14 protein-coding genes, 6 tRNA genes and 1 pseudogene are annotated in these 16,106 nt (G+C 41.6%); 7 read left to right on the forward strand and 14 right to left on the reverse strand.

Annotated elements, in window-relative coordinates:
• The 4 genes and pseudogenes from FTV50_RS16600 to FTV50_RS11780 form a co-directional block, all read left to right on the forward strand.
• Positions 1–234: pseudogene (locus tag FTV50_RS16600) on the forward strand (hypothetical protein); the annotation flags it as partial.
• 43 nt (positions 235–277) lie between these two features.
• Positions 278–778 carry a YfiR family protein gene (locus tag FTV50_RS11770; RefSeq protein ID WP_180024517.1) on the forward strand — a complete coding sequence of 167 codons (501 nt, stop codon included), beginning with the start codon at positions 278–280 and terminating at the stop codon, positions 776–778.
• On the forward strand, positions 775–1,992 hold the full coding sequence (locus tag FTV50_RS11775) for a diguanylate cyclase domain-containing protein (RefSeq protein ID WP_180024518.1): 1,218 nt from the start codon (positions 775–777) through the stop codon (positions 1,990–1,992). The genes FTV50_RS11770 and FTV50_RS11775 overlap by 4 nt, the downstream gene beginning before the upstream one ends.
• An 8-nt stretch (positions 1,993–2,000) precedes the next feature.
• On the forward strand, positions 2,001–2,480 hold the full coding sequence (locus FTV50_RS11780) for an OmpA family protein (protein WP_180024519.1): 480 nt from the start codon (positions 2,001–2,003) through the stop codon (positions 2,478–2,480).
• Positions 2,481–2,594: 114 nt separating this feature from the next.
• Here the strand turns inward: FTV50_RS11780 and FTV50_RS11785 are convergent.
• From FTV50_RS11785 to secA, 10 genes are all read right to left on the reverse strand, one after another.
• Positions 2,595–2,671, reverse strand: a tRNA-Pro gene (locus tag FTV50_RS11785).
• A 3-nt stretch (positions 2,672–2,674) separates the two neighbouring features.
• Positions 2,675–2,750 (reverse strand) — tRNA-His (locus FTV50_RS11790).
• A gap of 105 nt (positions 2,751–2,855) precedes the next feature.
• Positions 2,856–2,932: transfer RNA gene (locus FTV50_RS11795), tRNA-Pro, on the reverse strand.
• A 3-nt stretch (positions 2,933–2,935) separates the two neighbouring features.
• Positions 2,936–3,011, reverse strand: a tRNA-His gene (locus tag FTV50_RS11800).
• Between the two features lie 44 nt (positions 3,012–3,055).
• Positions 3,056–3,132, reverse strand: a tRNA-Arg gene (locus FTV50_RS11805).
• A 45-nt stretch (positions 3,133–3,177) separates the two neighbouring features.
• Positions 3,178–3,254, reverse strand: a tRNA-Pro gene (locus tag FTV50_RS11810).
• A gap of 154 nt (positions 3,255–3,408) precedes the next feature.
• A complete protein-coding gene (gene nadA, locus FTV50_RS11815) occupies positions 3,409–4,476 on the reverse strand; it encodes a quinolinate synthase NadA (protein WP_111885394.1) in 1,068 nt (355 codons plus the stop codon).
• Positions 4,477–4,629: 153 nt separating this feature from the next.
• Positions 4,630–5,850 carry a bifunctional glutamate N-acetyltransferase/amino-acid acetyltransferase ArgJ gene (gene argJ / locus FTV50_RS11820; protein WP_111885393.1) on the reverse strand — a complete coding sequence of 407 codons (1,221 nt, stop codon included), beginning with the start codon at positions 5,848–5,850 and terminating at the stop codon, positions 4,630–4,632.
• Positions 5,851–6,010: 160 nt separating this feature from the next.
• Positions 6,011–6,367 carry a hypothetical protein gene (locus tag FTV50_RS11825; RefSeq protein WP_078194125.1) on the reverse strand — a complete coding sequence of 119 codons (357 nt, stop codon included), beginning with the start codon at positions 6,365–6,367 and terminating at the stop codon, positions 6,011–6,013.
• A gap of 144 nt (positions 6,368–6,511) precedes the next feature.
• Positions 6,512–9,235, reverse strand: a complete 2,724-nt coding sequence (secA, locus tag FTV50_RS11830) for a preprotein translocase subunit SecA (RefSeq protein WP_111885392.1) — start codon at positions 9,233–9,235, stop codon at positions 6,512–6,514.
• A gap of 337 nt (positions 9,236–9,572) precedes the next feature.
• Between secA and FTV50_RS11835 the strand changes: the two genes are divergently transcribed.
• From FTV50_RS11835 to FTV50_RS11845, 3 genes are all read left to right on the forward strand, one after another.
• On the forward strand, positions 9,573–10,208 hold the full coding sequence (locus FTV50_RS11835) for a peroxiredoxin (RefSeq protein WP_180024520.1): 636 nt from the start codon (positions 9,573–9,575) through the stop codon (positions 10,206–10,208).
• Positions 10,209–10,503: 295 nt separating this feature from the next.
• The gene (locus FTV50_RS11840) at positions 10,504–11,331 is read left to right on the forward strand and encodes an MBL fold metallo-hydrolase (protein WP_180024521.1); all 828 of its coding nucleotides are present in this window, start codon (positions 10,504–10,506) and stop codon (positions 11,329–11,331) included.
• Positions 11,321–11,920 (forward strand): dual specificity protein phosphatase family protein, encoded by a 600-nt coding sequence (locus FTV50_RS11845; protein WP_180024522.1) that lies wholly within the window; start codon positions 11,321–11,323, stop codon positions 11,918–11,920. The genes FTV50_RS11840 and FTV50_RS11845 overlap by 11 nt, the downstream gene beginning before the upstream one ends.
• A gap of 20 nt (positions 11,921–11,940) precedes the next feature.
• On the opposite strand, the gene FTV50_RS11850 is transcribed toward FTV50_RS11845, so the two are convergent.
• The 4 genes from FTV50_RS11850 to trpA are packed head-to-tail and all read right to left on the reverse strand — an operon-like array spanning position 11,941 to position 15,906.
• Entirely contained in the window at positions 11,941–12,933 is a 993-nt protein-coding gene (locus tag FTV50_RS11850) for an SPOR domain-containing protein (RefSeq protein WP_180024523.1), read from the reverse strand.
• Positions 12,930–14,213 carry a bifunctional tetrahydrofolate synthase/dihydrofolate synthase gene (folC, locus tag FTV50_RS11855; protein WP_180024524.1) on the reverse strand — a complete coding sequence of 428 codons (1,284 nt, stop codon included), beginning with the start codon at positions 14,211–14,213 and terminating at the stop codon, positions 12,930–12,932. Before folC ends, FTV50_RS11850 begins: the two co-directional genes overlap by 4 nt.
• Positions 14,210–15,106 carry an acetyl-CoA carboxylase, carboxyltransferase subunit beta gene (gene accD / locus FTV50_RS11860; RefSeq protein WP_111885388.1) on the reverse strand — a complete coding sequence of 299 codons (897 nt, stop codon included), beginning with the start codon at positions 15,104–15,106 and terminating at the stop codon, positions 14,210–14,212. The genes folC and accD overlap by 4 nt, the downstream gene beginning before the upstream one ends.
• Entirely contained in the window at positions 15,103–15,906 is an 804-nt protein-coding gene (gene trpA, locus FTV50_RS11865; RefSeq protein WP_078191221.1) for a tryptophan synthase subunit alpha, read from the reverse strand. Before trpA ends, accD begins: the two co-directional genes overlap by 4 nt.
• Between the last annotated feature and the right edge of the window lie 200 nt (positions 15,907–16,106).

The following is a 16,106-nucleotide window of genomic DNA, read 5'->3' on the forward strand; positions in this document are numbered from 1 at the left end:
TTTTTAAACTTATCAAATAAAACCCAACTCAATCAATTCAACCAAGTCATTGTTTTATCAGAAGTTTTAATCTTCATCACCGCCGATGGATGTGCATTCTACAGCATTTCTGATCCAACGCAACACCTTTTTTATGATTTATTTTACGCATGTCGCTTTTTTAAACACATAAACATTCTTTTGTATTATTATTGGGCTATATACGCCCTATTTCATATAATAAAACGTATATAAACCCAATTTTCATTCCATTTAATTTAAGAATTTTTGATTTCGTATGGTTGTTTTTAAAAAAACTGCCTATTTAATAATGGCGTGCTCCATTTCACCCATATTATATGCAGCTCCCACAGCAAATATTTTCACAACCACTTTCTCTATATTGAGTTATGCCAAGTGGGAAACCACTTCACCCAAATTTTGTGTGATTAATAATTCAAGTTTAGTCAATGATTTTAAAAAACTTGCGCCAACCCACAGCACTTATAAAATTACAGCCATCAATGTGAATGACATCAAATCTAGTCATTGCCAAGTTTTATTTTTTTCCAATCTATCAGCAAAAGAAGAACAAAGTATTTTAAACAACCATGTTAATTTCCCCGCCCTCTCTCTAAGTAGTAACAATAGTGAGTGTGAGTCTGGCAGTGCATTTTGTTTGTATAAAAAAAATCAGAGTTATTCGTTTAAAGTTAATATGGAAAGCTTAACGCAGTCACAAATACATATTGATCCACGCGTTTTATTACTGGCGAAGTCATCGGAGTCAGCTGAATGAAACAACTCTATAACCCAATTACATTACACCAATTATTTACGCGTTCGCAGCTCACTATCTTTGCTTTAACTTTTACGATTTGTTCTGCGATTTTTTTGGTTATTTCCACTTATACTATGCATACCTATGCAAAAAACAGCTTAACGATTTTATCAAATGCGATAAACGAACGTGTTCAACCCGCTGTGGTGTTTAATGACCAAACAACGATGCGTCAAATTTTAAATGAATACACTCAACTGTATCCCATTCGATCGATTGAAATTACCAACCATCAAAAAGCGTCACTTGCTCATGCTGAGCAACAAGAAATTTCAACATTTTCTAGCCAAGCGATTTTAGATTATTTCTTCTTCAGCCAACCGATTCGTTTAGATATTCATCATGATCAGAAAAGTTACGGCGAACTGGTCGTATATGGAAACTCTTCAGATTTAGTTAGTTTCTTCCATAAAATTTTATTGGGTTTATTTTTAGGCTTTATACTTTTATTGGCTACCGTGTTTTGGTCGGTTAATTCTGTTTATCAATACTTAATGCAATCCGTTCGCTCTATTGTGGAATCTGCTCAGACCATTAGTATTAAGAAAGATTATAAAATGCGGGTTTCAAACTCTGATATTCAAGAATTACACGCACTCAGTACCGCCTTTAATGGTTTACTCAGTGAAATAGAACAGTCAAATAAAAACTTAATCTCAGAAAATGACAAGCTAATTCATCTAGCACGTCATGATGCATTAACCCAATTGCCAAATCGCAATTATTTTTATGAAAAGCTATTTGAGCTATTTGACTTACAAGCGAACGCTGCCGTGTTCTTTGTCGATATTGAAAACTTTAAACATGTGAATGACCAATATGGACACTTAGCAGGGGATGCAGTACTACGCGCCTCATCACATTGTTTAAAACAAGCACTACCAGATGATGCTTTCGTTGCGCGACTCGGTGGTGACGAATTTGCAATTATTATCAATCATTTAAATTTCCTGACAGAACTCGAAGTCTTTTGTCACAAAATACATGACTGCTATGGTTCCACATTTGTTTATGAGCAACATAATATTGCATTACAAGCTAATATTGGTGTGGCACTGATCCAAAATGCAAAATCGCCAGAAGATTTGATCGCAGATGCGGAACGCGCGATGTATGATGCTAAACTTTCTAATAATCATTGGTGCATTGCACTTCAACGCCCCAACTCATAGGATTTGCTATGTTAAAGAACGCATTTAAAGTTTTATTTATACTTGCATTCACGGCTACTATGACAGCCTGCATGAGTTTAGGTAACTTAAGCTACAAACAAGCACGTATGCTTAAAAAAGAAGGTTTTGTCTTGACCAATGATGGTTGGACACTTGCCCTACCAGAACGACTTTTATTTGGTTTTGATGATTATCAAATACAACCTCACCAAGAAGGCAAACTAAATACCCTCGCCACTCAACTGATTAAATATGACCTAAACAAAATTAAGTTTATTGGTCATACGGATAATGTTGGACAATCCAATTACAACCAACAACTGTCAGAAAAACGTGCGCAAAGCGTCGCAAACGTCTTTTTAAAGCAAGGTTATAACAGTTCAAATATTCAAATTATTGGCCGTGGTGCTGAACAGCCGATGGTCTCTAATGACACTGAAACCAATCGTGCCATCAACCGTCGCGTAAATATCACCATCATTCCCTAAATAGCAGAATATAAAAAAGCCACCTTATGGTGGCTTTTTTATTGTGTTTATAAATTTTAGCCATAAAAAAACCGCTATATGCGGCATCTTTTACAGTATTGTTTTTGAAATAAATGGTCGGAGCAGTAGGATTCGAACCTACGACCCCCTGGTCCCAAACCAGGTGCACTACCAGGCTGTGCTATGCTCCGAATTGGGGTGAATGATGGGATTCGAACCCACGACAACCGGAATCACAATCCGGGGCTCTACCAACTGAGCTACATCCACCATCATGTTCTTGCTTGTGAATAACCAATATAACGCATTTTAAATTACAGGCATAAAAAAACCGCTGTATGCGGTATCTTTTATCGACCGTTTTCTTTGAGAAAATGGTCGGAGCAGTAGGATTCGAACCTACGACCCCCTGGTCCCAAACCAGGTGCACTACCAGGCTGTGCTATGCTCCGAATTGGGGTGAATGATGGGATTCGAACCCACGACAACCGGAATCACAATCCGGGGCTCTACCAACTGAGCTACATCCACCATCACAACAAGTTTCAGATTCTATTATCAGAACACCATTAAAATGGCGCGCCTGACAGGATTCGAACCTGTGACCATCCGCTTAGAAGGCGGATGCTCTATCCAACTGAGCTACAGGCGCATTACCGATGACATAGACTATCACGCGATTTTTGCCTTGAGAAATTGGTCGGAGCAGTAGGATTCGAACCTACGACCCCCTGGTCCCAAACCAGGTGCACTACCAGGCTGTGCTATGCTCCGTTTCATCTCAGCTTTCGCTGTATCGCATATCGTGCGGTACGGTGTGCATTCTAGGCGTGACGTTGATTAACGTCAACACCTATCTTCAAAAAAACATAAAAAATCATTTCAAGCGATTATTTATCAAGCACTTTAATCATTTTTCAAGCAAAAATTAACGTTTTAAACTGGCACTGAAATTCAACATCCGATCTAAAGGCAATTTAGCACGTTCAGCCAATGCCGGATCTACAAAAATTTCCTGATCGCCTTTTTGTAAAACTTCGAGAATGCCATCTAATTCATTCATCGCCATCCAAGGGCAATGCGCACATGAACGACAAGTCGCTCCCTCACCTGCCGTCGGTGCTTCGATGAGAATTTTATTCGGCACAGCTTGCTGCATTTTATAAAAAATACCGCGATCTGTTGCCACGATTAAACGTTCGTGTGGCAAGGTTTGTGCAGCCTTGATCAATTGCGAGGTGCTACCGACGGCATCTGCAATATCCACCACAGATTCTGGTGACTCTGGATGTACCAAAACTGCTGCATCAGGATACAGCGCTTTCATATTGGCAATACCACGTGCACGGAACTCTTCATGGACAATACATGCCCCATCCCATAGCAACATGTCTGCACCGGTTTTCTTTTGAATATAGCGACCGAGATGCTGATCGGGTGCCCAAATAATTTTTTCACCTAAACTATCTAAATGCTCAACAATTTCAACAGCACAGCTCGAGGTTACCACCCAATCTGCACGCGCTTTCACTGCCGCCGAGGTATTGGCATATACCACAACCGTATGATCCGGATGTGCATCGCAAAATTTGGTAAATTCATCGACAGGACAACCCAAATCAAGTGAGCATGTTGCCTCTAGAGTAGGCATCAGTACGGTTTTCTCAGGAGATAAAATCTTCGAGGTCTCCCCCATGAATTTCACTCCTGCAACCACCAACGTCGTTGCTTCATGATCCCGACCAAAACGTGCCATTTCAAGTGAATCCGAAACGCATCCACCGGTCTGTTCTGCTAGTTCCTGTACTTCAGGATCACAGTAATAGTGTGCAACAAGGACAGCGTTACGTTTTTTGAGTTCCGCTTTAATTAATTCAAACTTTTCAAGCTTTGCAGCTTCCGTTAAGTGATGCTCTTTAACATCACCCAAACGATCCAAATGCGCTTGTACAATTGATTTTGCTTCATTTGCAATTAAGTTGTTTGCATTATTCATCACAACGTCTTCTCTACCCTTAATGCCTGCTACTACACAGGTGCTTCACAACTGACCCATAAATATGGCACTTGGCTATTTTTTACCGGTCATTAAAAAGTTCCACTTATAAAAAAGCCTCACAACGGAGGCTTTTCAAAAACATCAAATATTTTATGAACGGTAATCTGCGTTAATCTTGACATAATCATACGACAGGTCACAGGTATACACAGTATCTCGAGCACTGCCACGTCCTAAATCTACACGGATCGTGATCTCAGATTTCTCCATCTCTGCAGCCCCTGCTGCTTCGGTATAATCTGCTGCGGCACCACCGTCTTTACAGATTTGAACATCACCTAACCAGACCTGAATTTTTTCAACATCTAAGTTTGGCACACCTGCATAACCAATAGCTGCCAAAATACGGCCCCAGTTTGGATCTGATGCGAAGATTGCAGTTTTAACCAACGGTGAATGTGCAATGCTATAAGCAATATCACAACATTCTTGAGTATCTGCGCCGCCTTCTACCGCCACAGTAATAAACTTCGTCGCACCTTCACCATCACGGACAATGAGCTGTGCAAGACGTTTCATTACACGTGTTAACACGTCTAAAACAGCAGCATAACGTGAATCTGATTCTGAAGTAATTTCTACGCCACCAGCTTGGCCCGTTGCAATCAAAATACATGAGTCATTCGTTGAGGTATCACCATCCACCGTAATACGGTTAAACGACAGGTTAACTGTGGTTTTCAAAAGCTGTTGCACAAGCTCACGGCTAATGGGTGCATCAGTTGCCACATAACTCAACATGGTCGCCATATTTGGACGAATCATGCCTGCGCCTTTAGAAATGCCTGTCATAGTATACAGAACGCCATCTAGTTCGAACTGTTCAGATGCACCTTTAGGTGTTGTATCAGTGGTCATAATGCCCGTTGCCGCATCCAACCATGCATCTTCCTGCAAACTATCTAATGCTGGTTGCAAGCCTTGAACCAAACGATCAATAGGTAATTGCTCACCAATTACACCTGTTGAAAATGGAAGAACTTCTGTATTTTGAACACCTGCCAGTTCTGCCAGTTTCGCACACGTCGCCTCAGCATTTGCCATGCCGATTTTGCCAGTACCGGCATTGGCATTTCCGGTGTTAATCACTAAATAACGTGGATTACCTGCCAATAAGTGTGCTTTCGAAATATGAACAGGCGCGGCACAAAATGCATTTTGAGTAAATACGCCTGCAACATTAGAACCTTTAGCAAATTCAAAAATGACAAGGTCACGTCGGTTCTGATAGCGCACATACGCTTCAGCCGAACCGATTTTTACACCTTTCACCACATGCATCTGTGGCATAGATACGTCACCAACTGCCATTTTTCAACGTCCAACTATATGAGTTATAAAAAATACAGCTTAGTGCAAAATCTATAAAAAATCGAGCAGAAGCACGGTTTTGCTGTAATTTTATTGTGGATTTCTTTTGCACATAAAAAAACCAGTCTTTCGACTGGTCTTTATCGCAGTTCGTCGTAAATTAGTTACGCGCAAGCTGAGTTGCTTCATCAAGAAGCACTTGTTTCGCTTTTTGTTGACTCGCAGCTGAAAGGGCTGGGTTTTCAGCCACAATACGGTCAGCATTCGCCGCATTGGCTGCTGCAATTTTCGCAGTTTGCAATACGATCGGACGATTTGGATTGGCAAAGGTATAACGAATACCCGTACGCGGGCTTGCTACAGTCACTTGACCGTCAGTACCAACCTGTACTTGAGTTGTTGTTGGACCAACTGCTTGTTGAACTTTCTCTAAAGAAGTCGTCTGAGGAGCGTTTGCAAAGGCAAAAGTTGGCAAAGCCAAAGCAGCAATCATGAACGGTTTTAGTACTTTTTTCATTGTCTTTTCCGTCTTACGGTTATTGATAGAAACTAAATAACATTTAATCCGCTGCACTGCAAATACTATTCAGGTCAGATCAGCAATGTAAATAAAAAATCAGAGCGCGATGGCCCTGATTTATTTAAAATTAAACAATGCTGTTTAAATTTTACCGTGACATTGTTTATATTTTAGACCTGAACCACATGGGCACGGTGAGTTACGACTTTCTGGCGGAACAATCACTTGCTCTGCAGGTGTGTATTGCGCATCGATAACATCATTACCGTTGGCTTCAGCCAACAAATTATCAAAGTCATTGTGTGACAATTGAAGATTCATTGATTCAGCTTGAGCCTGTTTTTGAGCTTCCATTTCTGCAAGCTCTTCGGCTGTAGGCACATGAATACGAGATAAATCTGTCACGACATCTGACTTAATCACAGCAAGCATGTTTACAAATAAATTAAAGGCTTCTTTTTTGTATTCTTGCTCAGGATTTTTCTGCGCATAACCACGTAAATGAATCCCTTGACGTAAGTAATCCATTGCTGCCAAATGCTCTTTCCAATGGCGGTCCAATGAATTCAACATAAAGTGACGTTCGAGCATTGCAGCCGTTTCGTCACCCATTTGCGTACGACGTGAACGGTAGTGCTGAAGAACTTCATCAGTAATACGTTCAACCAAAGCCTCTTCATCCAAACGACGATCTTGCTCTAACCACTGCGAAATTGGCAATTCAATCGATAGATCTTCACGTAGCGCCTTTTCAAGACCTTCTATATCCCACTGATCGTGAATAGACTCAGGTGGAATATATATTTCGATCATGCCTTTAGTCACATCCTGAATCATCGTTTCGATGTAATCTTGTAAAGACGGTTCAACAAGAATTTCATCACGCTGAGAGTAAATAATCTTACGTTGTTCGTTGTTTACGTCATCGTATTTCAATAGATTTTTACGAATATCGAAGTTACGTGCTTCAACTTTACGTTGTGCATTTTCAATCGAGCGTGAAACCATTTTATGCTCAATGGCTTCATCTTCTTTCAGCCCCATGGCACGCATCATTGCAACCACGCGATCACCTGCGAAGATACGCATCAAGTCATCTTCAAGCGACAAGTAGAAACGTGATACACCTGGGTCACCTTGACGGCCCGCACGACCACGTAACTGGTTATCGATACGACGAGATTCATGACGTTCTGAACCAATGATGTGTAAACCACCAGAGTTCAGCACCATTTCATGATTTTGTTCCCACTCTGCTTTCAAACGTGCTTCATCTGCTTCAGTCGGCTCTTCAATCTTCGCCAGCAAAGCTTTCCAGTTACCACCTAACAGAATATCAGTACCACGACCAGCCATGTTAGTCGCAATGGTTACTGCACGAGGTGAACCCGCTTGCGCAATAATATCCGCTTCGCGCTCATGTTGTTTCGCATTAAGTACTTCATGTTGAATACCAGCTTCTTTCAGCTTATCTGATAAAATTTCAGAGGCTTCAATGGTTGCTGTACCAATCAGAATCGGCGCAACACCCGCTTCATGAATACGTTGAATTTCTTGAATGATGGCGTTGTATTTACCTTCACGGTTTAAATAGATTAAATCGTTTTGGTCATTACGAATCATTGGGCGATGGGTTGGAATAAGTACAACATCCAAGCCATAAATTTCTTTCATCTCTGCAGCTTCAGTATCTGCAGTACCCGTCATACCCGATAATTTTTTGTATAGACGGAAATAGTTCTGGAATGTTGTAGTTGCTAAAGTTTGGTTTTCAGGCTGAATTTCCAAACCTTCTTTTGCTTCTACTGCTTGATGCAAACCTTCTGACCAACGGCGACCCGGCATTGTACGACCAGTGTTTTCATCGACAATGATCACTTCACCTTCGTGGATGATGTAATGCACGTTGCGTTGGTATAGGTAATGCGCACGAATGGCCGCAGAAACATGGTGTACCAAGTTTAAATTAGCAGATGAATATAAACTTTCACCTTCAGCAAGCAAGCCCATTTGAATCAATTCAGCTTCAACAGTTTCATAACCGACTTCGGTCATTTCTACAGAGCGCTGTTTTTCGTCAATCCAGAAGTGACCGCCATCTGGTACCTTTTCTTCTTTTTGTGCATGAAGTTTTGGTGGAATGCTGTTAATTGCAGCATACAACTGAGATGAGTCTTCTGATTGACCAGAAATGATCAACGGTGTACGCGCTTCATCAATCAGGATCGAATCGACCTCATCGATGATGGCATAGGTTAAGCTGCGCTGTTTTTTCTCAGCAGCAGAAAACACCATGTTGTCACGCAAGTAATCGAAACCGAATTCGTTGTTGGTACCGTAAGTAATGTCAGCTCGATACGCTTGAGCTTTTTCAGTTGGGTCTTGCATTGAGTAAATAATCCCAATGCTTAAACCTAAAAATTCGAATAATGGACGGTTTAATTCAGCATCACGCTGTGCGAGATAGTCGTTCACCGTAATCACGTGAACACCTTCACCACTAATCGCATTGAGGTAACAAGCAAGCGTTCCCATGAGGGTTTTACCTTCACCGGTACGCATCTCTGCGATCTTACCTTCATGCAAGGTAATACCACCAATCAGCTGTACGTCATAATGACGCATGCCCATGACACGCTTCGCAGCTTCACGACAAACAGCAAACGCTTCAGGTAATAATTTATCAAGGCTGTCGCCTTTTTTATAACGTTCTTTGAATTCTTCAGTTTTTGCAGATAAGTCTGCATCGCTTAGAACAGATATCGTCGGCTCGAGCGCATTAATCTTCTCTACGATTTTACGCATGCGTTTGAGTTCGCGCTCATTTTTGGTACCGAAGATTCCTCCGATCAGACTTGCCAACATGAATAGACTCTCTAAATCTTGCTTGTCAAATGAATATATTTTCTTAGTCGTTATTATGGTGCTAGAAATTCGAAGTACAAGGGTTTTGCACAAAAATCCCCTTAAATATTCTGCGCTCGGGTTCTAGCCCCGGAGACTTAAGGCAAGCTAATGTAACAAATTTTCTGCAGACAACATAGTGACTCTGTCGTGAGATATTTCGCATTTATCCCCCAATAAAACTGTTTTATATGAAATATATTCATAAAGAAATAAAAAAACACTATTTTTAATCATAAAAAAAATCCTTCATATTTATTTTTGAGTTAAACAAATTCAATAAATACGGGGATATTCCATGACGATTCGTTTAGGTGATACTGCACCAGACTTTACTCAAGACTCAAGCGAAGGCAGCATTCATTTTTATGACTTTTTAGGTGACAGTTGGGGCATTTTATTTTCGCATCCTGCCGATTACACCCCAGTCTGCACCACAGAACTTGGATTTACCGCAAAACTAAAAGATGAATTTAGCAAACGTGGTGTCAAGGCCATTGCCCTGTCTGTTGACGATGTTGAGTCGCATCATGGTTGGATTAATGACATTAATAATACTCAAAATACCACGGTGAACTTCCCGATCATTGCAGACAAAGACCGTAAAGTGTCTACCCTTTATGATTTCATTCACCCCAATGCCAGCGAAACATTAACTGTTCGCTCTTTGGTGATCATCGATCCACATAAAAAAGTCCGTTTAATCATTACTTATCCTGCATCTACAGGGCGTAACTTCCATGAAATTTTGCGTGTCATTGACTCTTTGCAACTGACAGACAACCATAAAGTTGCAACACCGGCCAACTGGCAACAAGGTGAAGATGTGGTGATTGTGCCGTCATTAAAAGATGAAGAGGAAATCAAACAACGCTTTCCTCAAGGATATAACGCAGTTACGCCTTACCTTCGTTTAACGCCTCAACCTAAGTGAGGATAAAACGGAGCATTACGCTGTCCGAGCGCAAGATAAGAAGCTCTGCTGTGAGTGACCAAAGCGAAGGTACAAATTTAACTATTTTTAAGTGCAGCACCTGACCCAACTCAGAATCATAACCATAGTTAATATAGTTTTCCCCCCTTCAGAACGAATGACGAGCCCGTTCTGGCATTCTCCAACCTGCTCATCTTCGGATGAGCTTTTTTTGATTACAAATTCCTCTCTGGGATTCGATTGGTTAAACATCACAATTCCGTTATAACTAAGAAAAACTTGAAAACAACAAACCGTGATTCATCAAATTCATCATTTACATTGTGGTAGTTTTTGTCCAACGTGTGCCCCTTTATTTGGACAGAAAGGCTTTCGCGCACATTTGGTCTGTCATTGCCTGCTCATTGAAACCGATAAAGGGCTCGTCTTAGTCAATACAGGACTGGGCTTACAAGATTATTTGCATCCACAAAATCGTTTAGGTCGGTTTATTTCACGCACAGCGCAGATCAAATTTAATCCGCAACTGAGTGCGATTCATCAAATTCAAAAATTAGGCTATAAGGCTCAAGATGTTCAACACATTTTGTTGTCACACTTAGATTTTGATCATGCTGGCGGGATCTCTGATTTTCCGCAGGCGACTGTGCATGTCTTAGCCAGTGAATATAATGCCACTCAAAACCTTCATAGCTTAAAATCACGACTGCGCTATCGACCACAGCAATTCCAACTGCATCGTTATTGGAATTTTATCGAAAGCATAGGGACGCAAGCATGGTTTAACTTAGAACACACTGCCGGTCTGTCTATTTTTCAAGATGACATTTTAATGCTTCCACTTTTGGGACATACCGCGGGTCATGCCGGTATTGCGATTAAAAATAACCAGCGCTGGTTGTTATATTGTGGCGATGCTTATTACTCACAGCATCAATTAAATCCAAATTTTCATTCGCGGGCCTTAAATCAGCTTGAGCGTTTATTTGCCACCGACAATACACAGCGACTGCACTCCCTTCATAAGATTCAGCAGTTAGCGCAGCATCCGGACATCGATCTCATCTGTGCACATGACCCATTCGAATTCGCTCGCTATCAGAATACAAGCTATGACCGCTAAAATCCTACCAATGATCCTACTCAGTGTTAGCTTCAGCTTCACGGGTTGCATGACATCAAATCCATTACCGTTAAATGAACGTCCTCAGCATTGGGGGAAAGTCGTTCATCAACAGCATAATTTTTATCAAATCAGCCCAACGCTATTTCGCAGTGAACAACCTGATACAGATCTCGCCCCTTTTCTACGAGAACAGCAAATCGATGTGATCATAAATTTACGTTCACGGCACCATGACCCAGAACGCTTAAAAAATGCTATTGATATGCAAAAGATTAAATTTGTACATATTCCGATACACACGTGGCAAATCGATCGTGAAGATTTACTGACGGTGATGAAAACCATAAAAGAAGCTGAACAACAGCAGCAAAAAGTTTTAATCCATTGCTACCACGGCTCAGACCGTACAGGCGCGAGTGTGGCCATGTACCGTATTATTTTTCAGCATTGGTCCATTGAGGAAGCAAAACGTGAAATGAAACAAGGTGGCTATGGCTTCCACCCTATTTGGAAAAATATTGACCGTTTATTCAGCCCTGAAAATGTAAAATGGATTCAGCAGCAACTACTGAATCCATCTTATTAAAGGTCATTCCTCAAATAAACTTAGCGTTTATCGAGTGGTACCCAATCAATCACCCAAGCCGATTTCATATTTAAACTTGCATCTGAATTGATCTTTTTACGTGTTGCGTCCGCAGCATCACGGTCCTTCGAAGGGCCGACCATAATACGAATCCCTTTAGATGTCGGACTCTTTGTCACTTTATAGCCTTTTGCACGTAATTTTGCAGCGACGGCATCTGCATTGGCTTCATTGGCAGCCAGTGCAACTTGTACCATCCATTGCTTATCGCCATTTTCCAACAGATCACGTGCTTTTTCAGCTTCAGCTTTTTTCTTAGCTTCTGCTTTACGCTTTTCTTCTGCCTTGTGTTTTTCTTCGGCTTTACGCTTTTCTTCAGCTTGTTGCTTCGCTTCGGCTGCTTTCTTATCTGCTGCTTTCTTATCTGCTGCTTTTTTCTCAGCTTCAGCATGTGCTTTACGTTCAGCTTCTTTTTGAGCATCCGCTTTACGTTTTGCTTCGGCTTTTTGTTTATCTGCTGCGATACGTGCCTGATCAGCCTTTTGCTGCGCCGACTGACTCTCTAACTTTTTTTGAGCCGCCAACTTATCCTCAGCTAAACGCTTTTGCTTTGCTTTTTCATCTTCAACCAATTCGGGCGGAATATTATCCGAACTTTGTTGAGCTGAACGATGTGCGTTTAAAGCCGCATATTCTTCTGCTGCTTTACGTGCTGCATCCGCTTCCGCTTGTTGTTGCATCGCTAAAAATTCTGCTGCACGTGCTTCTTGCTCCGCAACCGATTTTTCACGGGTACGTCGTTGTTCTTCGAGCAAACGCTTTTCAGTTTCAACATCAACAGTCAATGATGACATTTTACCCGCACCCTGACCTTGTTGCTCAACTTGAGCCATTTCAGGGGTTTGGCTTTGATTTTGATGTATTTCTTCTTTGCCTTTAAGTAAAAGTGCGGCCAGCAGTACACCACCACCTAATAAAACAACACCACCCATCCAGCGTTGTTTGTTATTCATTGACATTCTTCCAGATACTCCCATACCGCTTCTAAGGTATGAAATGAACCACATACCAGAATCAGCTGATTATTCTTTGTTTCTTCCAGCGCGGACTTAAAAGCTAATTGCACATTGTCATAATGTTCTACGACTTGATGCTGCAGTGCGCTATCCAATTGTGTGATAGATGCCGCACGTGGCACATTTAATTGTGCAATTTTCCACATTCTTACCGTATCTTTCAATAAGTTAACGACAGAATTTATGTCTTTATCAGTCAGCATGGAGAAAACGCTGATCACTTCTGTGTATTGTTTATTGTACTGGAGGAAATTTCGCAATTGCTTTAACAAAAATTCAACACCATGCGGGTTATGTCCCGCATCGAAAATCACCGTTTTACCTTCGATTTCTCTAACTTCAAAACGGCCTTGTAACTTGGCATTGATAATCCCCTGAGCGATCGACTGCTGAGAGACCACCAAACCACTGGCCAAGATTGCCGCTACAGCCGTAGAGATATTTTCGAGTGCCAAAGAACCCACGGGTAGTTTTAAGGTTGAACCTGATGAGGCAAACATCCAAGATTGTCCATCATCACTGTACTGATAAAAATAATCACGATTGAGTACATGTAAAGCGGCTTGGCAATCTTCTGCTTTTTGACGAATGGCTTCAGGCAAAACTTGCTGCCCACCAAAAATTACGGGAATATTTGGACGAATAATCCCTGCTTTCTCAAAAGCAATTTTTTCAATGGTGTCGCCCAACCAATCGGTATGGTCTAAACCAATATTGGTAATCACTGCAACATCTGGATCGACGACATTGACCACATCAAGTCGACCACCGAGACCTACTTCGAGGACCCATACATCGCAATGTTGCTGTTTAAAAATAACAAAAGCGGCCAAAGTGGTCGCTTCAAAAAAAGATAAACTTAATTCACATTCACGACGCGCCTGATCAACAGCTACAAAAGCATCAATCAGGGTTTGGTCGGCCACTTCAACACCTTGAAGCTTTACACGTTCATTGAATCGATAGATATGCGGTGATTGGTATAAACCCACATTATAACCTTGCGCATTTAAAATGGCAGCCAATGTCGTTGTGGTTGAGCCTTTCCCATTGGTTCCAGCAACCGTCAGAACTTTGGCATCAGGCTGAGTTACGCCCAATCGATCTGCAACAGGAATTACCCGCTCCAGTCCTAAATCAATACCCGTAACATGAACATGGCTCCAATAATCGAGCCATGTGTTTAAAGAATCAGTTGCAAGTGGTGCTGTGTTCAAGGCAAGTTCATCAATTTCGCTACAATACGATAAACTGTATCACGTAATGCATGACGGTGGACAATTTGATCGACTACACCATGATCAAGCAAATATTCCGCACGTTGGAACGGTTCTTCCAATTTTTCACGTACAGTTTGCTCAATTACACGCTTACCAGCAAAACCAATCATGGCTTTCGGCTCAGCCAAATGAACATCACCGAGCATTGCCAATGATGCAGTCACACCACCATAGACTGGATGTGTCAGCACCACTAGATAAGGCAAGCCTGCATCTTTCATTTTTTGGATGGCAGCAGAAGTACGCGCCATTTGCATGAGTGACAACATGCCTTCTTGCATACGCGCACCACCAGAGGCAGCGAAGCAAATAAGTGGTTGTTTGGATTTAATCGCAAGTTCAGCCGCTTGAACAAAACGGTCACCAACTACAGTGCCCATTGAACCGCCCATGAAATCAAATTCAAATGCGGTTGCAATCATTGGAATGCCTTTCAGCGTTCCTTGCATCACCACTAAAGCTTCTGTTTCACCGGTTTTCTTCTGCGCTTCAGACATACGGTCTGGATACGCTTTGCTATCAACAAATTTCAGTGGATCTTTGGCTTTAAATTCTTGACCCAATTCTTTTTGTACTTGGTCAAAGAACCAGTTCAAACGATCACGCGCTTTCATTCGCAAGTGTTCATCACACTGCGGACAAACGTAGGCATTAAATGACATTGCAGTACGAGTCACAAGTGCATGACACTCAGGACATTCAATCGTCGGCTCAGTAAATGTCGCCTTTAATGCTTGCTGTTCATCAGGTACATGAATACCTGGTACCGCACGCTCTGTCCATGGCGTAGATGCGCTCAGAATTTTGCCTGTTTTTGCGTCTTGACTCATACTAACTCATCGAGCGCAGCTCGAAGCTCCTTCACTTTATTCACTGTTTCGATTACAGCTTGTTCTGGCGCTAAGTTTGCAAATTGTTTAACAAAAGCACTACCTACAATCACCGCATCTGCAGCAACACCCATGGCTTTCGCCGATGCTGCATCACTAATACCAAAGCCAACGCCGACAGGTACCTGAGTATACGATTTGATTTTTTGAATACGTGCCGCAGCTTCAGCAACATCTAACGTCGCTGCACCTGTCACACCTTTCAAAGAAACATAGTAGATAAATCCACTGGCTTGTTTCACCACATGCTGAATACGTTCATCAGTGGATGTTGGCGCAAGTAAGAAGATTTGATCCATGTCGTATTTTTTTAATACAGCATCTAGATCTTTTGCTTCTTCTGGTGGAAGGTCCACCAAGAGCACGCCATCTACACCGCATTCATGTGCATAGGCAACAAACTTTTCATAGCCGATTACTTCAACAGGGTTTAAATAGCCCATCAGTACTACTGGTGTTTCTGTATCGTTTTTACGGAACTCTTTCACCATGTTCAAGGCATCTAGAGTATTGGTTCCTGCAGCAAGCGCACGCTCAGCGGCAAGTGCAATAACAGGACCATCCGCCATTGGGTCTGAAAATGGAAGACCCAATTCGATCACATCTACACCTGCCTCAACCATTTGATGTAACAAAGGTACCGTTACTTGTGGATGAGGGTCACCAGCCATAACATAAGAAACCAAGGCCTTACGCTGTTGAGATTTAAGCGTTCCAAATCGAGTGGCTAAACGTGACATAGGGTTATACTTTCCTTGAATGAATCAAAACTATGATGTGGGTTTTGTCGAAATACAAGACATCGCATTGTAACGCTATTTTTTACCCATTGAACAGGGCATACAATCCTCTGTCAGCATTTCTCATGCAAACATAATTTTCCAGAACAACCCGAAAGCATCATTTACCGATATTTCAGTTTTTTTCACAATGATCAAAG

Source organism: Acinetobacter sp. YH1901134 (assembly GCF_013416965.1).
Taxonomy (GTDB): Bacteria; Pseudomonadota; Gammaproteobacteria; order Pseudomonadales; family Moraxellaceae; genus Acinetobacter; species Acinetobacter amyesii.